The sequence below is a fragment of the Natrinema altunense genome (genome assembly GCF_000731985.1).
Taxonomy (GTDB): domain Archaea; phylum Halobacteriota; class Halobacteria; order Halobacteriales; family Natrialbaceae; genus Natrinema; species Natrinema altunense.
On record NZ_JNCS01000012.1, the window covers coordinates 86,056 to 100,765 of the forward strand.

Annotated in this window: 10 protein-coding genes; 9 read left to right on the forward strand and 1 reads right to left on the reverse strand. The window is 64.8% G+C overall.

All coding sequences use genetic code 11. The features are described 5' to 3' along the window. Positions 1-66: 66 nt before the first annotated feature. Positions 67-1,623, forward strand: coding sequence for an acyl CoA:acetate/3-ketoacid CoA transferase (locus ALTAJ2_RS16710; protein WP_007107455.1), 1,557 nt, complete (start codon positions 67-69; stop codon positions 1,621-1,623). A gap of 76 nt (positions 1,624-1,699) precedes the next feature. Further along, positions 1,700-2,488 carry an enoyl-CoA hydratase/isomerase family protein gene (locus tag ALTAJ2_RS16715; RefSeq protein ID WP_007107454.1) on the forward strand — a complete coding sequence of 263 codons (789 nt, stop codon included), beginning with the start codon at positions 1,700-1,702 and terminating at the stop codon, positions 2,486-2,488. A gap of 104 nt (positions 2,489-2,592) precedes the next feature. Here the strand turns inward: ALTAJ2_RS16715 and ALTAJ2_RS16720 are convergent, their stop codons facing one another. Next, positions 2,593-3,345, reverse strand: a complete 753-nt coding sequence (locus tag ALTAJ2_RS16720) for an IclR family transcriptional regulator (protein WP_007107453.1) — start codon at positions 3,343-3,345, stop codon at positions 2,593-2,595. Between the two features lie 1,369 nt (positions 3,346-4,714). Between ALTAJ2_RS16720 and ALTAJ2_RS16725 the strand changes: the two genes are divergently transcribed. The 7 genes from ALTAJ2_RS16725 to ALTAJ2_RS16755 all read left to right on the forward strand — a co-directional run. Continuing rightward, positions 4,715-5,212, forward strand: a complete 498-nt coding sequence (locus tag ALTAJ2_RS16725; protein ID WP_007107452.1) for a hypothetical protein — start codon at positions 4,715-4,717, stop codon at positions 5,210-5,212. Then, a complete protein-coding gene (locus ALTAJ2_RS16730; protein WP_007107451.1) occupies positions 5,209-6,714 on the forward strand; it encodes a UbiD family decarboxylase in 1,506 nt (501 codons plus the stop codon). The genes ALTAJ2_RS16725 and ALTAJ2_RS16730 overlap by 4 nt, the downstream gene beginning before the upstream one ends. Further along, positions 6,711-8,105: a UbiD family decarboxylase gene (locus ALTAJ2_RS16735; protein WP_007107450.1), complete on the forward strand. Its 1,395-nt coding sequence runs from the start codon at positions 6,711-6,713 to the stop codon at positions 8,103-8,105. The genes ALTAJ2_RS16730 and ALTAJ2_RS16735 overlap by 4 nt, the downstream gene beginning before the upstream one ends. A gap of 190 nt (positions 8,106-8,295) precedes the next feature. After that, positions 8,296-9,978 carry an acyl-CoA synthetase gene (locus ALTAJ2_RS16740; RefSeq protein WP_007107449.1) on the forward strand — a complete coding sequence of 561 codons (1,683 nt, stop codon included), beginning with the start codon at positions 8,296-8,298 and terminating at the stop codon, positions 9,976-9,978. A gap of 54 nt (positions 9,979-10,032) precedes the next feature. Beyond that, entirely contained in the window at positions 10,033-11,250 is a 1,218-nt protein-coding gene (locus ALTAJ2_RS16745) for an acyl-CoA dehydrogenase family protein (protein ID WP_007107448.1), read from the forward strand. A 2-nt stretch (positions 11,251-11,252) separates the two neighbouring features. Then, on the forward strand, positions 11,253-13,025 hold the full coding sequence (locus tag ALTAJ2_RS16750) for an acetyl-CoA carboxylase biotin carboxylase subunit (protein ID WP_007107447.1): 1,773 nt from the start codon (positions 11,253-11,255) through the stop codon (positions 13,023-13,025). Between the two features lie 5 nt (positions 13,026-13,030). Continuing rightward, positions 13,031-14,710, forward strand: a 1,680-nt coding sequence (locus ALTAJ2_RS16755) for an acyl-CoA carboxylase subunit beta (protein WP_050031490.1), incomplete at its 3' end; no start/stop codon positions are given.

Genomic DNA, 14,710 nt, shown 5'->3' on the forward strand with positions numbered 1-14,710 from the left:
ATCGATGCGGCGGCCCGAGAGCCGGAGATAGGTAACTAAAAATAGCGCCTCTCGCGAGGGGTAGGTATGACAGTTCGTCAGTCCAGAGAGGCGGCTATCGAACGCATCGACGACGGCGATACGGTCGGCATCGGCGGCTTCGTCGCCGTCGGACTCCCCGAGTACGTCCTCGAAGCGCTCGGCGAGCGATACGCCGAAACCGGCCAGCCCGGCTCGCTCACCCTGTATCATCCCGCCGCGGAGGGCGACCGACAGGGGCGTGGCCTGTCACACCTCGTTCAGGACGGGATGCTCGAGCGGACGATCGCGAGCCATTGGGGCTTTACACCTGACCTGATGGAACGGATCGTCGACAACGAGATCGAGGCCTACAACCTCCCCTTCGGTGTGATGGATCATATGCTCCGCGACACCGCCGCGGGCAAACCCGGCACGATCAGCCACGTCGGGCTTGGGACGTTCGTCGATCCGCGCCAGGACGGCGCGAAGGCTAACGAGGTCACCGACGAGGACATCGTCGAACTCATGACCGTCGACGGCGAGGAGTATTTGTTCTATCACTCGGTGCCGATCGACGTGGCGATCATCCGGGGGACGACGGCCGACGAAGACGGGAACGTCACCATGGAACGGGAAGCGCTCGACTCGAACGTGCTGGCGATGGCTCAGGCCGCCCACAACTCCGGCGGGACGGTGATCGCACAGGTCGAGCGTGTCACGGAGTCAGGCACGCTCACCGCACGCGACGTGGCCGTCCCCGGCGTCCTGGTCGATTCCGTCGTCGAAGCGCCGCCGAGCCATCACCAGCAAACGTACGCGGAAGCCTACAATCCCGCCTACAGCGGCGAGATCAAGCGGCCGAGCGACGACCAGCGCGAGCCGCTCCCGCTCGACGCGCGGACGATTATCGCCCGCCGGGCCGCGATGGAACTCGAGACGGATTCGGTTATCAACCTCGGGGTCGGCGTCCCGGAACTCGTGCCGGCCGTCGCGGCTGACGGCGGCGTCGCCGACGAAATCACCCAAACCGTCGAGTCGGGGCCGATCGGCGGTGCCGCGTCCGGCGGGATCAGCTTCGGAACCGCGGTCAACCACCAGGCGCTCGTTTCCTCGCCCCAGCAGTTCGATTTCTACGACGGCGGCGGACTCGACATCGGCTTCCTGGGCATGGCACAGGCGGACGCCGCGGGCAACATCAACGTCAGCCGGTTCGGCTCGCAACTGCCCGGCTGTGGCGGGTTCATCAATATCACCCAGAACGCCGACAAGGTCGTCTTCTGTGGCACCCTGACGACCGACGGTCTCGAGATCGCGACCGGAGACGGCACGCTCGCGATCGAATGCGAGGGAACGAGCCCGAAGTTCGTCGAGTCGGTCGAGCAGATCACCTTCAGCGGCGAGTACGCCGTCGAAACCGAGCAGCCGGTCGTCTACGTGACCGAACGCGCCGTTTTCGAACTCACCGCCGACGGCCTCGTCCTCACCGAGATCGCGCCCGGTCTCGACCCTGAGACCGATGTCAGCGACGAGATGGGCTTCGAGCCGCTCGTGGCCGACGACCTCGCGGAGATGGAGCCGCAACTGTTCGTCGACGACCCCCTCGATCTGACCGACGCGGTCTAGATCGGCTTTCCGAGGACCGGCCGGGTCCGAAGCAAAGCGCAAACCGTTAAGCGAGACGGCCGCAAACGCCCGATCGATGGTCGCATACGACAACCTCTCGATCGATCACGACGACGGCGTTGCAACGGTCACGCTCGATAGCACGGCCGGTCGAAACGCGCTGACTCTCGAGATGGCGAACGAACTGGTTTCGGTGGCGACGACCCTCGGCGAGGACCCGGACACGCGGTGTATCGTGCTCACGCACGCGGGCGACTTCTTCGGCTCGGGAGCCGATCTCACCGCCCTGTCGGGTGACGGCTCCGATGCAGCACACATCCGGGAGCTAGCCGGGCGGGCCCACGAAGCGATCGTCCAGTTCCACCGGGCGAAAACGCCGGTCGTCGGTGGCGTCAACGGGATCGCCGCCGGGATCGGGTTCAGTCTCACGCTGTTCCCCGACCTGCTCGTCCTCGGCGAGGACGCGACGCTCACGTTCGCGTATCCGGGCATCGGACTGACCGGCGACGGCGGCGCGACGTTCTTCCTGCCGCGACTGGTCGGTCTCCGGACCGCCAAGGAGATCGTCCTCCGAGACGAGCCCATCGGACCCGAGGAGGCACGCGAACTGGGGCTGGCAACCGAGGTCGTTCCCGCCGACGAATTCGACGACCGGCTGGCCGACGTGGCCGCCGAACTGGCCGACGGACCGACCCACGCGTTCGGGACGACGACGCGACTACTAACTGACAGCTACGACCGCTCGCTCGAGCGCCAGCTCGCGGCGGAGACGGACGAAATCGCGGGCGCGACGCGGACGGACGACTACGAACGCGGACTCGAGGCGTTCTTCGGCGACGACGAACCCGACTTCGTCGGCCGATAGGCTGTTGGCGGTCGCCGTCGGCATCGCGGGTCGCGGTCGGCCGCGGCGGCTTCGGAATCCGCGTCCGGCTCCGGACGGACGGCGACACGTGTGGCCGGTCCCGATCAGACGTAATCGAGGTTGACCTGTGTCACGTTCGCCGCCCGCTGGACGATCTCGGCGATCTCCTCGCGCCTCGCCTCGTCGATACGGCTCTGGGGACCACACACGCAGATCGCACCGCGGATGCGGTCTCCCTTGTCGAGGACCGGCGCGGAGATACAGACCATGCCCGCGATTCGTTCGCCCTCGTCGACGGCGTACCCCTGTTCGCTGATCCGCTCGAGTTGCTCGAAGAGCACGTCGGGGTCCGTGATCGTACGCTTCGTCATTTCGACGAGGCCCTGTCGGTCGATGATCTCCCGAACGCGGTCGTCGGGCATGTGTGCGAGGATCGCTTTCCCGGGGGCTGCCGCGTGAAGCGGCATTCGGGCTCCGGGGTATGCGAACAGATTGACGGCGTCGGGCCCTTCCTGCACCGCGACGATCACGCACTGGTCGTTTTCCTCGACCAGCAGCGTGACGTGTTCGCCCGTCTCCGCCGCGATGTCCTGGAGTTCGTCGCTGACGGCCTTGAACACTTCCAGCCGGTGGCGCTGTCGATGTCCGACCTCGAGAAACCGTGTGGTCGTCGCGTATTCCTTGTCCTCGACGGTGACGTAGCCCGTCGAGACGAGCGCCTGGAGATAGTTGTGGACGGTACTGACGGGCATATCGAGGCGCTCCGCCAACTCCGAGACCCGCCCGCTCCCGTTTTCCGCGAGTTCGTCGACGATCCTGAACGCCCGTTCGACCGACCGGTTCGATGTGCCCGTCATTACGTGACCGTTTCGTCGCAGCCGTAGTAAACATTCGGCTCTGCCGAAGACTTCTTCGAGGATCGCCTCGCGCAGAGGAGAGGGAGTTCGAGGTAGTGGGTTCGGTGATGGCACTGAAAAAACGGCAGCAGCGGGTGAGCCCACCGAACGACCACGCATCGCTTCCGAACGTACTGAGCGGACAGTCCCTACCGAACTGGTGGGGATATGTCGTTTCGAAATACTCGAAACGGATCTCGAGCGAAGAACCGGTAGTAGACGATGAATCGGCCGGTAGCAGGCACTTACAGCCGATAAGTGCGGTATTCGGCACTGTCGGAACGAGTAACAGCGTCGATACGGGAACCCCTCGGACGGAGTAGCCGCGGTACCGGGTTTAGGGAGACAGTTCGTTTCGAGAGAGTCGGATACGCCCGTGCTCTCATCCGTGTGTCTCCATTCGGCCTGGAGTTACATTCGTATGTGTGTAAACTTTTGCCGACAGTTCCGGTCGGCAGTTCCGAGCGGTGACTCACTGCCGTCGGTGTGGCAGCAAACACGACTCGAAACCGGAGCGAGCATCTCGCCTTTTGACAAATAGTCGGTTCTAGTTACAATATCCATTCCAAAGAGGTTCGTCTCGAGCGGGTACACTCACCGATTCGGGAATGGAGGAGAGAACCGGCCGACAGTGGGACCGAACCGGCTGCCATTGCGATCAGCTAGGAGAACCGGGTCGACAATCCAAACCAGCTAAAACAGCCGTTGTTGCCGACTTTAGGTTCAGTAGCGAGATCACAGCGGGTGACAGCCGCCGTTCTTTTCGTTGGTCCAGTATCGTTTTTACGTCGGTATTCCATCGTCACGGAGTCCGACCTCGAGCCGGAATACGTAGAAATCGACACGAATCTAAAGTGATCACATACGAAATAGATTTCCTGATCCATCACTCTTGATCACTTTTGGGGAGACTGATCAAATGATCGCTACCCCCCGCGATGAACACGACGCGTCCCGCTGGCATCGGATCGGGTGACCGACGTGCGCGGCGACTTGGCGTGGCGTACGGTTACGGCAGAATCCATACGAGGTCGATGAGTCGGTCGAGCCACGATCGCTCCGTTTCGTCGTCGTCCGTCTTGTCAGTCTTATTGGCCGGCATATATCGGTCCCTATTCGGGCTGTGGCCATATTTTTATCCCACGTACCGTCGTGTTCTAGGTCGGCCGATCACCCGGTTATTCCGGCGTAGTCACTGGAGGTGGGATCGGACGGGAGCCGATTCCGCGGTCGAATGCCCTATCCTCTTTAGGGGGACAACGAGAATAGAGATCCATACTGGCTCGTGCAACCACGAGACGCGGGCCGCGGAAACGACAACGTGGAGGCCATGTCGAACCACTACATTACAGCAGAGGAGCATCTGCCCGACGAAGAGCGCACAGAAACGACACTCCAGATAACCGATGCGGAGACGAAACGAATCTTCGAGGCTCGAGTTCGGATCGCTCGCGAACCCGACGATCTCACCGATCCGTCCCCGCTGACCGTCGTCGCTGGACCACACGAAAACGTCAGCAAGGAGCGCTATATCGAACTCATCGACGAGATCGATTCGGCGGGGATCAACGAGGACCTCCTTCGTCGGCTCGCGAGCGATCAAGAAACGACTTCGAACATCGTCAACACGCGATCCGACGATCTCAAAGTGGTGTTGCGGTATCTCGTCGAATCGGGGCAGTACGATTCAACCGCCGAGGCTCTTCGGGAACTCTCGTTTCAGTACCTCGCGGAGAATCACCCCGCCTTGCTGGACGCATACGAGAACGTTCGGACGGAGTTCGAGGACGATCCGCTCCGACGCGCCCGCTCGGAGCACGAGTCATGACGGGGCCGTCGTTCCGGGGGTTCCTCCAGTCCCTCGACGACGCGGCTGCTCTCGTCTCGTTCAGCGACGACAGATCATGGGATCTCGAGGTGAGTGCGATCACGACGCTTGCCAATCGCTCGGACGGGGAGGTACCGGTCTTCGAGTCGGTCGGGGAGACCGCGATCGACGCGTCGCTCGTCGGCGATCCGTATCGCGGTCCGCGGTGTCGGCCGTGGGACCACCTCGCCCAGGCGTTCGGGCTGTCGTCCGGGCTGTCCGGTGCGGCGTACTACGAGGCAGTCGTGGATCGGCTCCGATCACCCCGGGAGCCGCGGGTCGTCGACCGCGACGCAGCCCCCTGTAAGGACGTCGTCGATACTGGGGCGGATGTCGATCTGTTGTCGATCCCCTGGCCGTATCTCCATCAGGGCGATGGCGGGCGCTATTCCAACCTCCACACCGTCGTCGCGCCGGACCCGGAGACCCAGTGGGGACACTGGTCGAACCAACGGATGATGATCCACGACGACGACCTCGCTAGCCTGTTGTTTCTGGCGGGCGAACAGGCCCCGAACCTCTACTACTACGACTACGAACCGCGCGAGGAACCGATGCCGGTCGCGGTCGTCCTCGGTGCCGAACCGGCCGTCCAGTGCAGCACGGAAATGTGGATTCCGACGGGTCGGAGCGAAGCGGCCTTCGCGGGCGGCTTGAAAGACGGCCCCGTCGACCTCGTCGCGTGCGAGACGAACGACCTCTACGTCCCGGCGACGGCGGAACTCGTCCTCGAGGGCCGGGTGCTTCCGGGCGAGCGACTCGACGAGGGGCCGTTCGGCGATTACTTCGGATACATGAACGGGCCGCGGCGGTCCATGCCGGTGTTCGCGGTCGACGCGATAACCCGCCGCACCGAGCCGCGGGTGCCGTTTTGCGTCGAAGGAACCGGGGTCGGATACGGCCAGAATTCAACCAGCACGCTCCAGACCGCTGCGGCCGGCCCCGACGCGACCCTCGGCCTTCGGGCGGCCGGCTTCGACGTCACGATGGCCGTCCCATGGCGCTTTACGTCTCGGACCGTCTGGGTCATCGCGACGGACCGTCCCTATCCGGGCGCCCTCCACGAACTGGCGAACTTCGTGTTTACGACCTGGGGGATGCTTCACATCGATTTCTTCGTGTTCGTTGACGCCGACACCGACCCGCTCGACCCGCGGGCCGTACTGACGGCGATCGCGCTCGAGGCCGATCCGGACACGGACTTTCACCAGTTCGGCGTCGAGCGGATGCCGAAAGTACCCCTCAACATCTACCAGACCCCCGACGAGAAGGGCAGCGCCGACGTCGGAACCTCGAAAGCCAAGACCGCGAAGGCGTACATCGACGCGACCAGCGACCGGCCGGCGGAGGACGGACCCGAAGACGAGTCGCTGCGAAAGCGAGCGCAACAACGCCTCGTCGACGCGGGCGTCTCGCCGGCGCCGTTCGACCTCCTCGAGGAGCGAACCGGTGAGTCGCGATGATCCCGTTCACACAATACCTGCGGGGATTGGCGGGCGACGGTGACCTCGTGACCCTCGACGCGCCTGACGACGTCCCCGTAGACGTGGTCGCGGCGGAAGCGCTCCGCGCGAGCGGGCCGGCGCTCCGATACGAACGAGCCGACGGCGTCGACCTCGCCAGCGGGACGTTCAGCGGTCCCGATCAGATGCGGCGGCGGGACTCCCACCCGTGGTCGCGACTCGCCTTGGGTCTCGGACTCGATCCCGACGCGCCGTTCGTCGCCTTGTTGGATACGATCACGGCCCTTGGGCCTGCCGACGGTGTGGAACCGACGTACGCGGGACAGGCCGCGTCACGCACCGTCGACGGCGTCCAGGAACTGCAGTTGCCGCAGGGCACCGACGACGTCTGGCCCTCCCTGACCCTGGGAGTCGTGTCGGTCTCGACGGCCGACGGATCGCACTGGGCACCGATCTACGGGTCCGTCATCAGCGACGACACGCTCGGCGTGTCCACGCCCGCCGCGGTCTCGTCACTGCTGGACGACGGCGGGACGCTTTCGATCGCCCTCGGCGTGCCGCCGGCGGCGATCACGACCGCCTATCTGATCGCCGTAACGGGCCGTATCGAACACCCGGTGCAGGATTGCGGCGTCGCGGACAACGTCCCGCTCGTCCCGACGAACGGCGGTCTCGTCCCGAGTGCGACGGAACTGGTCATCGAGACGACGGTCGAGGATCGACACCCCGACTTCCAGTCGGACCGGCAGGAGGCGTGGGAGCACGTCGTCGCGAGCACGCCGTTGGCTCTCTCGATCGAGCGAGTGATCGCGACCGACGACCCGGTACTCCCGTTTGCCCCCGTCGGACGGCCGCTCGCGGACGACGTACAACTCACCGGACTCTCGGCGGCAGCGTCGCTGTACCACCGAGTCAACGATTATTGGGGGATCTCGCCCGTCGAGTGGGTACTGTTGCCGGCGGAGACCGAACTCGGAATCTGTTTCGTCGCCACGGACGTTCTCTATGCCGGCTTCGAGTGGCAACTCGCCAATATTCTCTTTACGTTCTCGTCGCTGTTCGATACCGTCGTTATCGTCGACGAGGACGTCTCGCCGCGGGACCTCGGGCGCGTCCTCGGCGACATCTGGGTGAAAGCGCATCCGTCTCGAGACTGGATCTTCAGCGAATCGGCCGCGCCGGCAGCGAAGCGGCCACGATATCGGCAGGACGGGGAAACCGGCTCTCGGTTGTACGTGAACGCGGCCTGGGACCCCCGCTGGGAGGATTCCTACATCGCCCCGCGAGTCGCGTTCGAACAGTCGTTCCCGGCATCCGTTCGTGACACTGCCCGGCAGGCCTGGAACAGCCGTCACGATGCGGAGAGCGACGACGAACGCGACGAGAGCTGAGAGCCGGAAACGAAGCCGAACACTATCGCCTGACATATATGAGATTAGATATACTGTAAACAGATACGTTTACGCAAGACGCTGTCGCGAAAGTATCTATAATTGTAACGTTCATATTTAGCGTTATGCTATTTTCGACGCAGAATTTACCGGTACAGATATATACGGCGAAGGGATTGCGGGGCGGTGTATGGTGTCCAGCCACAACCTGTCCGACTACGGGGCCGAACGGGAGCAGTTCTCGTGGGACGACATCTACGCGGAAGCCGATTGGGACGCGCCAGGGGAACTCAACATCGCACACGAGGTCGCCGATCGGCACGCGACCGAACGCGGGACGGTCGCGCTCTATCAGGTCGGGACCGACGGGGAGTTGACGAAGATGACCTTCTGGGAGCTGGCCGACCGCTCGAGCCAGTTCGCGAACGTCCTCGAGGGGCTGGGCGTCGAACAGGGTGACCGCGTGTTCTCGTATATGCCACGGATTCCCGAACACTACGTGGCGATGGTCGGGACGCTGAAGCGGGGGGCCGTCTGGGGGAGCGTCAACGAGCGGTTCGGACCGGACGGGATCTCCTACCGGCTCGACGACTGCGATGCGAAAGTTCTCGTGACGACGACCGACAACCGCGAGACCGTTGCGGACGCGCTTGCGGACGCACCGACGGTCGAACACGTCATCACGGTCGACCGCGGCGGCAGCGCGCCCGCGGACGACGTCATGTTCAACCCGGCACTCGACGGCGCGAGTACGGACTACGAGACCGCCGACACCAGCGGCGAGGACGATGCCTTGCTCTACTACACGTCTGGGACGACCGGGCTGGCGAAGGGCGTCCGCCACAAACAGCGCTGGGTGGCCGGCGTGGCGGCGACCCAGCGGTACGCCGTCGATCTCCAGCCCGGCGACCTCTACTGGAGTACGGGCGATCTGGGCTGGCTGACCGGCGTGATCAATACCCTGGGTGCCTGGTTCTGGGGCGCTTCGCTGTTCACCTACGAGGGCGAGTTCGACCCCGAAACGTGGGCGGACCTGCTCGACGAGTATCCCATCACCGTCTTGTTCTCGGTGCCGACGGCCTATCGGATGCTCCGCGAGAACGAGTCCGTGCTCGAGGGGATCGACCTTGATCTGCGCCACGCGCTCTCGATCGGCGAGCCGCTCAGTGCCGGCGTCGTCGACTGGGGGGAGGACGAACTCGGCGTCACCATCCTCGACACCTACGGCCAGACGGAGACGGGTAACATGATCATCAACAACTACCCGACGATGGAACTGCGGCCCGGCTCGATGGGGAAGCCGCTCCCCGGCATCGAGGCCGACATCGTCGACCCCAAAACCGGGGCCGTGCTCGAGCCCGGTGAAACGGGCGAGATCGCCCAGCGCGGGGACTATCCCTGCTTCTTCGACGAATACTGGCAGAAGCCGGAAAAGACTGCGTCGTGTTTCGTCGACGGACCCGATGGGGAGTGGTATCTCTCGGGGGACCTCGCACATAAGGACGAGGACGGCTACTTCTGGTTCGAGGGGCGTGCGGACGACGTCATCCTGTCCTCGGGCTATCGTATCGGCCCCTTCGAGGTCGAGAGTTCGCTCGGCGAACACGAGGCCGTCGCCGAGGCCGCCGTCGTCCCGAAGCCACACCAGGAGCGTGGGAACATCGTGAAGGCGTACATCGTGCCCAGCGAGGGGACGACGCCCGCCGCGGACCTCACGGAGGACATCAAAACCCACGTGCGCGACGAGTTGTCGGCCCACGAGTACCCCCGGGAGATCGAGTTCCGCGAGGAGTTACCGAAGACGGTCACCGGGAAGATCCGTCGCACCGAACTGCAGGACGAAGCAGCCGACGAGACCGATGTATCGCCGTAAGCGACTGCCGCTCGAGACGATCGATCACGAATACACAATCCGACGAACCACAGAATGAATTTCGAAGCTACCAACGAACGTTCGATGATTCAGTCGACCGCGGAAGCGGTCGCCGCCGAATACGGACCGGAGTATTGGCGAGAGAAGGAGGAAGCCGGCGAGTTCGCTCAGGGGTTCTGGGACGAACTCGCGGAGGCCGGCTTCCACGGACTGTTGATCCCGGAGGAGTACGACGGTGCCGGGATGGGCATGCAGGAGATGGGGCTGGCGATGGAGACGCTCTGTGCCGAGGGCTGTGGCATGGCCGGCACCTGGTATCTGGTGCTCACCGCCGGCATGGCAGCCGTCGGCATCCGCGAGAACGGCACCGAGGCCCAGAAGGAGCGGTATCTCCCCGACATCGCGGCCGGGGAGCGGAACTTCTCGATCGGGATCACCGAGCCCGAAGCGGGGACGAACACGCTGAACGTCGCGACGCGAGCGGAGAAGGACTCTGCCGAGGAGACCTCGGCTGACCCCTCGGAGGCGACGGCTTCCGAGGACGGCGACGAGTATGTCCTCAACGGGCAGAAGGCGTGGATCACGTTCTCCGACCGGGCGGACAACATGATCATCGTCACCCGGACGACGCCGCTCGCGGAGGTCGACCGGGGAACCGACGGTATCAGCCTCTTTATCGTTGACATGGATGCGCCCGGCATCGACGTCTCGCCGATCTCCAAACACGGGATCAACTACTCGAAGTCCTGTGAGGTGTTCCTCGAGGACGTCCGCGTGCCCGAGGAGAACCTGTTGGGCGAGGAAGACGAGGGCTGGTGGGCGCTCGTCGATATGTTAAACCCCGAGCGCATCGGCTTCGCCGCGGCCGGAACGGGGATCGGAAAGCTGGCCGCGAACACGGCCATCGAGTACGCCACAGACCGCGAGGTGTTCGATGCGCCGATCGGGAGTCATCAAGCCGTCTCGTTCCCGATCACGCAGGCCTACGCGCGGATGGAAACGGCGTCGCTCATGCGCGAGAAAGCCGCCTGGCTCTACGATCAGGGCGAGGAGTGTGGCTACGAGACGAACGTCGCGAAGGCGACGGCCGTCGAGGCCGGCATCGAGGCCGTCAAGCAGTCGATGCAGGCGTTCGGCGGCTGGGGCTACGCCACGGAGTACGACGTCGAGCGCTGGTGGCGTGAGATCAACCTCACGAGACTCGCGCCGGTCTCCCAGCAGATGGCCTACAACCACATCGGCCAGGAACTCGGCTTCCCCAAATCCTACTGACCATGTTCGACAAAGTTCTCGTCGCGAACCGCGGCGAAATCGCGGTGCGCGTCATGGCAGCGTGCGAGGAACTGGGCTGTGAGACGGTCGCCGTCTACAGCGATGCCGACCGCAACGGCGGCCACGTCGACTACGCCGACGTGGCGTACAACGTCGGTCCGGCACCGGCCAGCGAGTCGTACCTCGATCAGGAGACGATCATCGATGTCGCCGAACGGGCCGGCGCGGACGCGATCCACCCCGGCTACGGGTTCCTCGCCGAAAACGCCGACTTCGCCCGCCGCGTCGAGGAGACGCCGGATATCACGTGGGTCGGCCCACCCAGCGACGCCATGGAGACCCTCGGTGAGAAGACGAAGGCCCGAACCGTCATGCAGGACGCCGGCGTCCCGGTCGTCCCCGGGACGACCGAACCGGTCGACGACGCCGACGAGGTGCGAGCGCTCGGCGAGGAGTTCGGCTACCCCATCGCTATCAAGGCCGAAGGCGGCGGCGGCGGCCGCGGCATGAAGATCGTCCGCAGCGAGGCCGAAGTCGACGACGCCCTCGAGAGCGCCCGCCGCGAGGGCGAGGCCTACTTCGGTAACGACTCGGTCTACGTCGAGAAGTACCTCGAGGCACCCAAACACATCGAGGTCCAGGTGCTCGCGGACCGGCACGGTAACGTCCGCCACCTCGGCGAACGCGACTGTTCGCTGCAGCGTCGCCACCAGAAAGTCATCGAGGAGGCCCCGAGCCCGGCGCTCGACGCCGATCTGCGCGACGAAATCGGCGAGGCCGCCCGGCAGGGCGTCCGCGAAGCCGGGTACACGAACGCGGGGACCGTCGAATTCCTCGTCGAGGACGGCGAGTTCTACTTCATGGAGGTGAACACTCGCATCCAGGTCGAACACACCGTCAGCGAGGAGGTGACCGGCATCGACATCGTCCGCTGGCAGTTGCGAGTCGCCGCCGGCGAGGCACTCGCCTTCGCCCAGGACGACGTGGGGATCGACGGTCACGCGATCGAGTATCGGATCAACGCCGAGAACCCGGCCGCGGATTTCACGCCCACTCCTGGGCAACTGACGACCTATCGGCCGCCGACGAGCATCGGGATCCGCCTCGATCACGCGGTCGCGCAAGGCGACGAGATCGGCGGCGACTACGACTCGATGATCGGGAAGTTGATCGTCAGGGGCGACGACCGCGACCACTGTCTCGAGCGCTCGAAACGCGCGCTCGAGCACTTCGACGTCGACGGCGTCCACACGACGATCCCGTTCCACCGGCTGATGCTCGACGACGGGACCTTCGTCGCGGGCGATCACACGACGAAGTACCTCGATCACGAACTCGAAGCCGACGCGCTCGAGGCGGCCGTCGACCGCTGGGGGCCCGCAGAGACCGCCGACGGCGACGGCACGGGATCGACGAGCAGCGAGGTCACCGTCGAGGTCGACGGCAAGCGATTCGACGTCGTCATCGAGGACGCGCTCCCGCGAACGACGGCCGGGAGTGCCGATACCGGCGGCGGGACCAGTGGCGGAACCGCAACCACGGATACTGCCGAGGTTGCGACCGCCGACGCCATCACCGCGGAGATGCAGGGAACGATCCTCTCCGTCGCCGTCGACGAGGGTGACGAGGTCGCTGCCGGCGACGTCGTCTGCGTGCTCGAGGCGATGAAAATGGAGAACGACGTCGTCGCCGCCACCGGCGGGACGGTCGAGACGGTCCCGATCACGGCGGGCGATTCCGTCGACATGGGCGACACGCTCGTTACACTGGAATAACACCGATGCGAATTCGAGTTTCCACGGACACGACCGACGCGGAGGCACAGGCGATCGCCGAGGCGATGGCCTCGCAGTACCGAGACGACGTTACCGTCGTCACCGACGGCGGCGAGGAGATCGGCAGCGCGTCCTACGACGGCGGCACCGACGCGACGACCGAGTCCGAACCGGACTCGGAACTCGGCCCGACGGCCCGCGAGGAGACGCTGCTGGACGAGATCGACGACATCCTCGCGGGCGGTCCGGAGAAGTACAAAGACCAACTGCCCGACCAGGGGAAGCTGTTCGTCCGCGACCGGATCGATCTCTGGTTCGGCGACGATTTCCTCTTCGAGGACGGCAAGTTCGCGGCGTTCGACGACTGGCATCCGGACGGTGCGAACACTGCCGAGGACGACGACGACCGGCTGCCGGCCGACGGTTTGATTACGGGCGCTGCCGAGTTCGAGGGGCGAGACGTTCACTTCATGGCCAACGATTACACGGTCAAGCGCGGCAGCATGGCCGCGAAGGGCGTCGAAAAGTTCCTGCGAATGCAACAGCGCGCCCTGAAGACGGGCAAGCCGGTGTTATATCTGATGGACTCCTCGGGCGGGCGGATCGACCAGCAGACCGGCTTCTTCGCCAACCGCGAGGGCATCGGGAAGTACTACTACAACCACTCGATGCTCTCCGGTCGAGTGCCCCAGATCTGCGTGCTTTACGGTCCCTGTATCGCCGGCGCAGCCTACACCCCCGTCTTCGCGGACTTCACCGTCATGGTCCGGGACGTGAGCGCGATGGCCATCGCCAGCCCGCGGATGGTCGAAATGGTCACCGGCGAACGGATCGATCTCCAGGAACTGGGCGGTCCGGACGTCCACGCACAGCACTCCGGGAGTGCGGACCTCATCGCCGAGGACGAGGAACACGCCCGCGAACTGGTCGCCCAACTCATCGGCTATCTCCCGAACAACAGCGACGAGACTCCGCCCCGGTCGGACGGGCAGGCACCTGCCGCCTCACCCGACGGCATCGACGCCGTCGTTCCCCAGGAGCCCAACAAGGGCTACGACATGTTCGACGTCATCGACCGGATCGTCGACGCGGGGTCGACGCTCGAGTTGCGGTCCGAGTACGGGCCGGAGATCATCACCGCCTTCGCCCGGATCGACGGCCGTCCGATCGGGATCGTCGCCAACCAGCCGGCCCACCGGGCGGGCGCGATCTTCCCCGACGCCGCCGAGAAGGCCGCGGAATTCATCTGGACCTGTGACGCATACGATATCCCGCTGCTGTACCTCTGTGATACGCCCGGCTTCATGGCCGGATCGCAGGTCGAGAAAGACGGGATCTTGGAACAGGGCAAGAAGATGATCTACGCGACCTCGTCGGCGACGGTGCCCAAACAGTCGGTGGTCGTCCGCAAGGCCTACGGCGCGGGCATCTACGCGATGTCCGGCCCCGCCTACGACCCCGAGAGCGTCATCGGGCTTCCGTCGGGCGAAATCGCCATCATGGGTCCCGAAGCGGCGATCAACGCGGTCTACGCCCGCAAACTCGCCGAGATCGACGACGAGGAGGAGCGCAAGCGGATGGAGCAGGAACTCCGTGAGGAGTACCGCGAGGACATCGACGTCCACCGGATGGCCAGCGAGGTCGTCATCGACGAGATCGTCCCGCCGAGCGACTTGCGGGAGGAA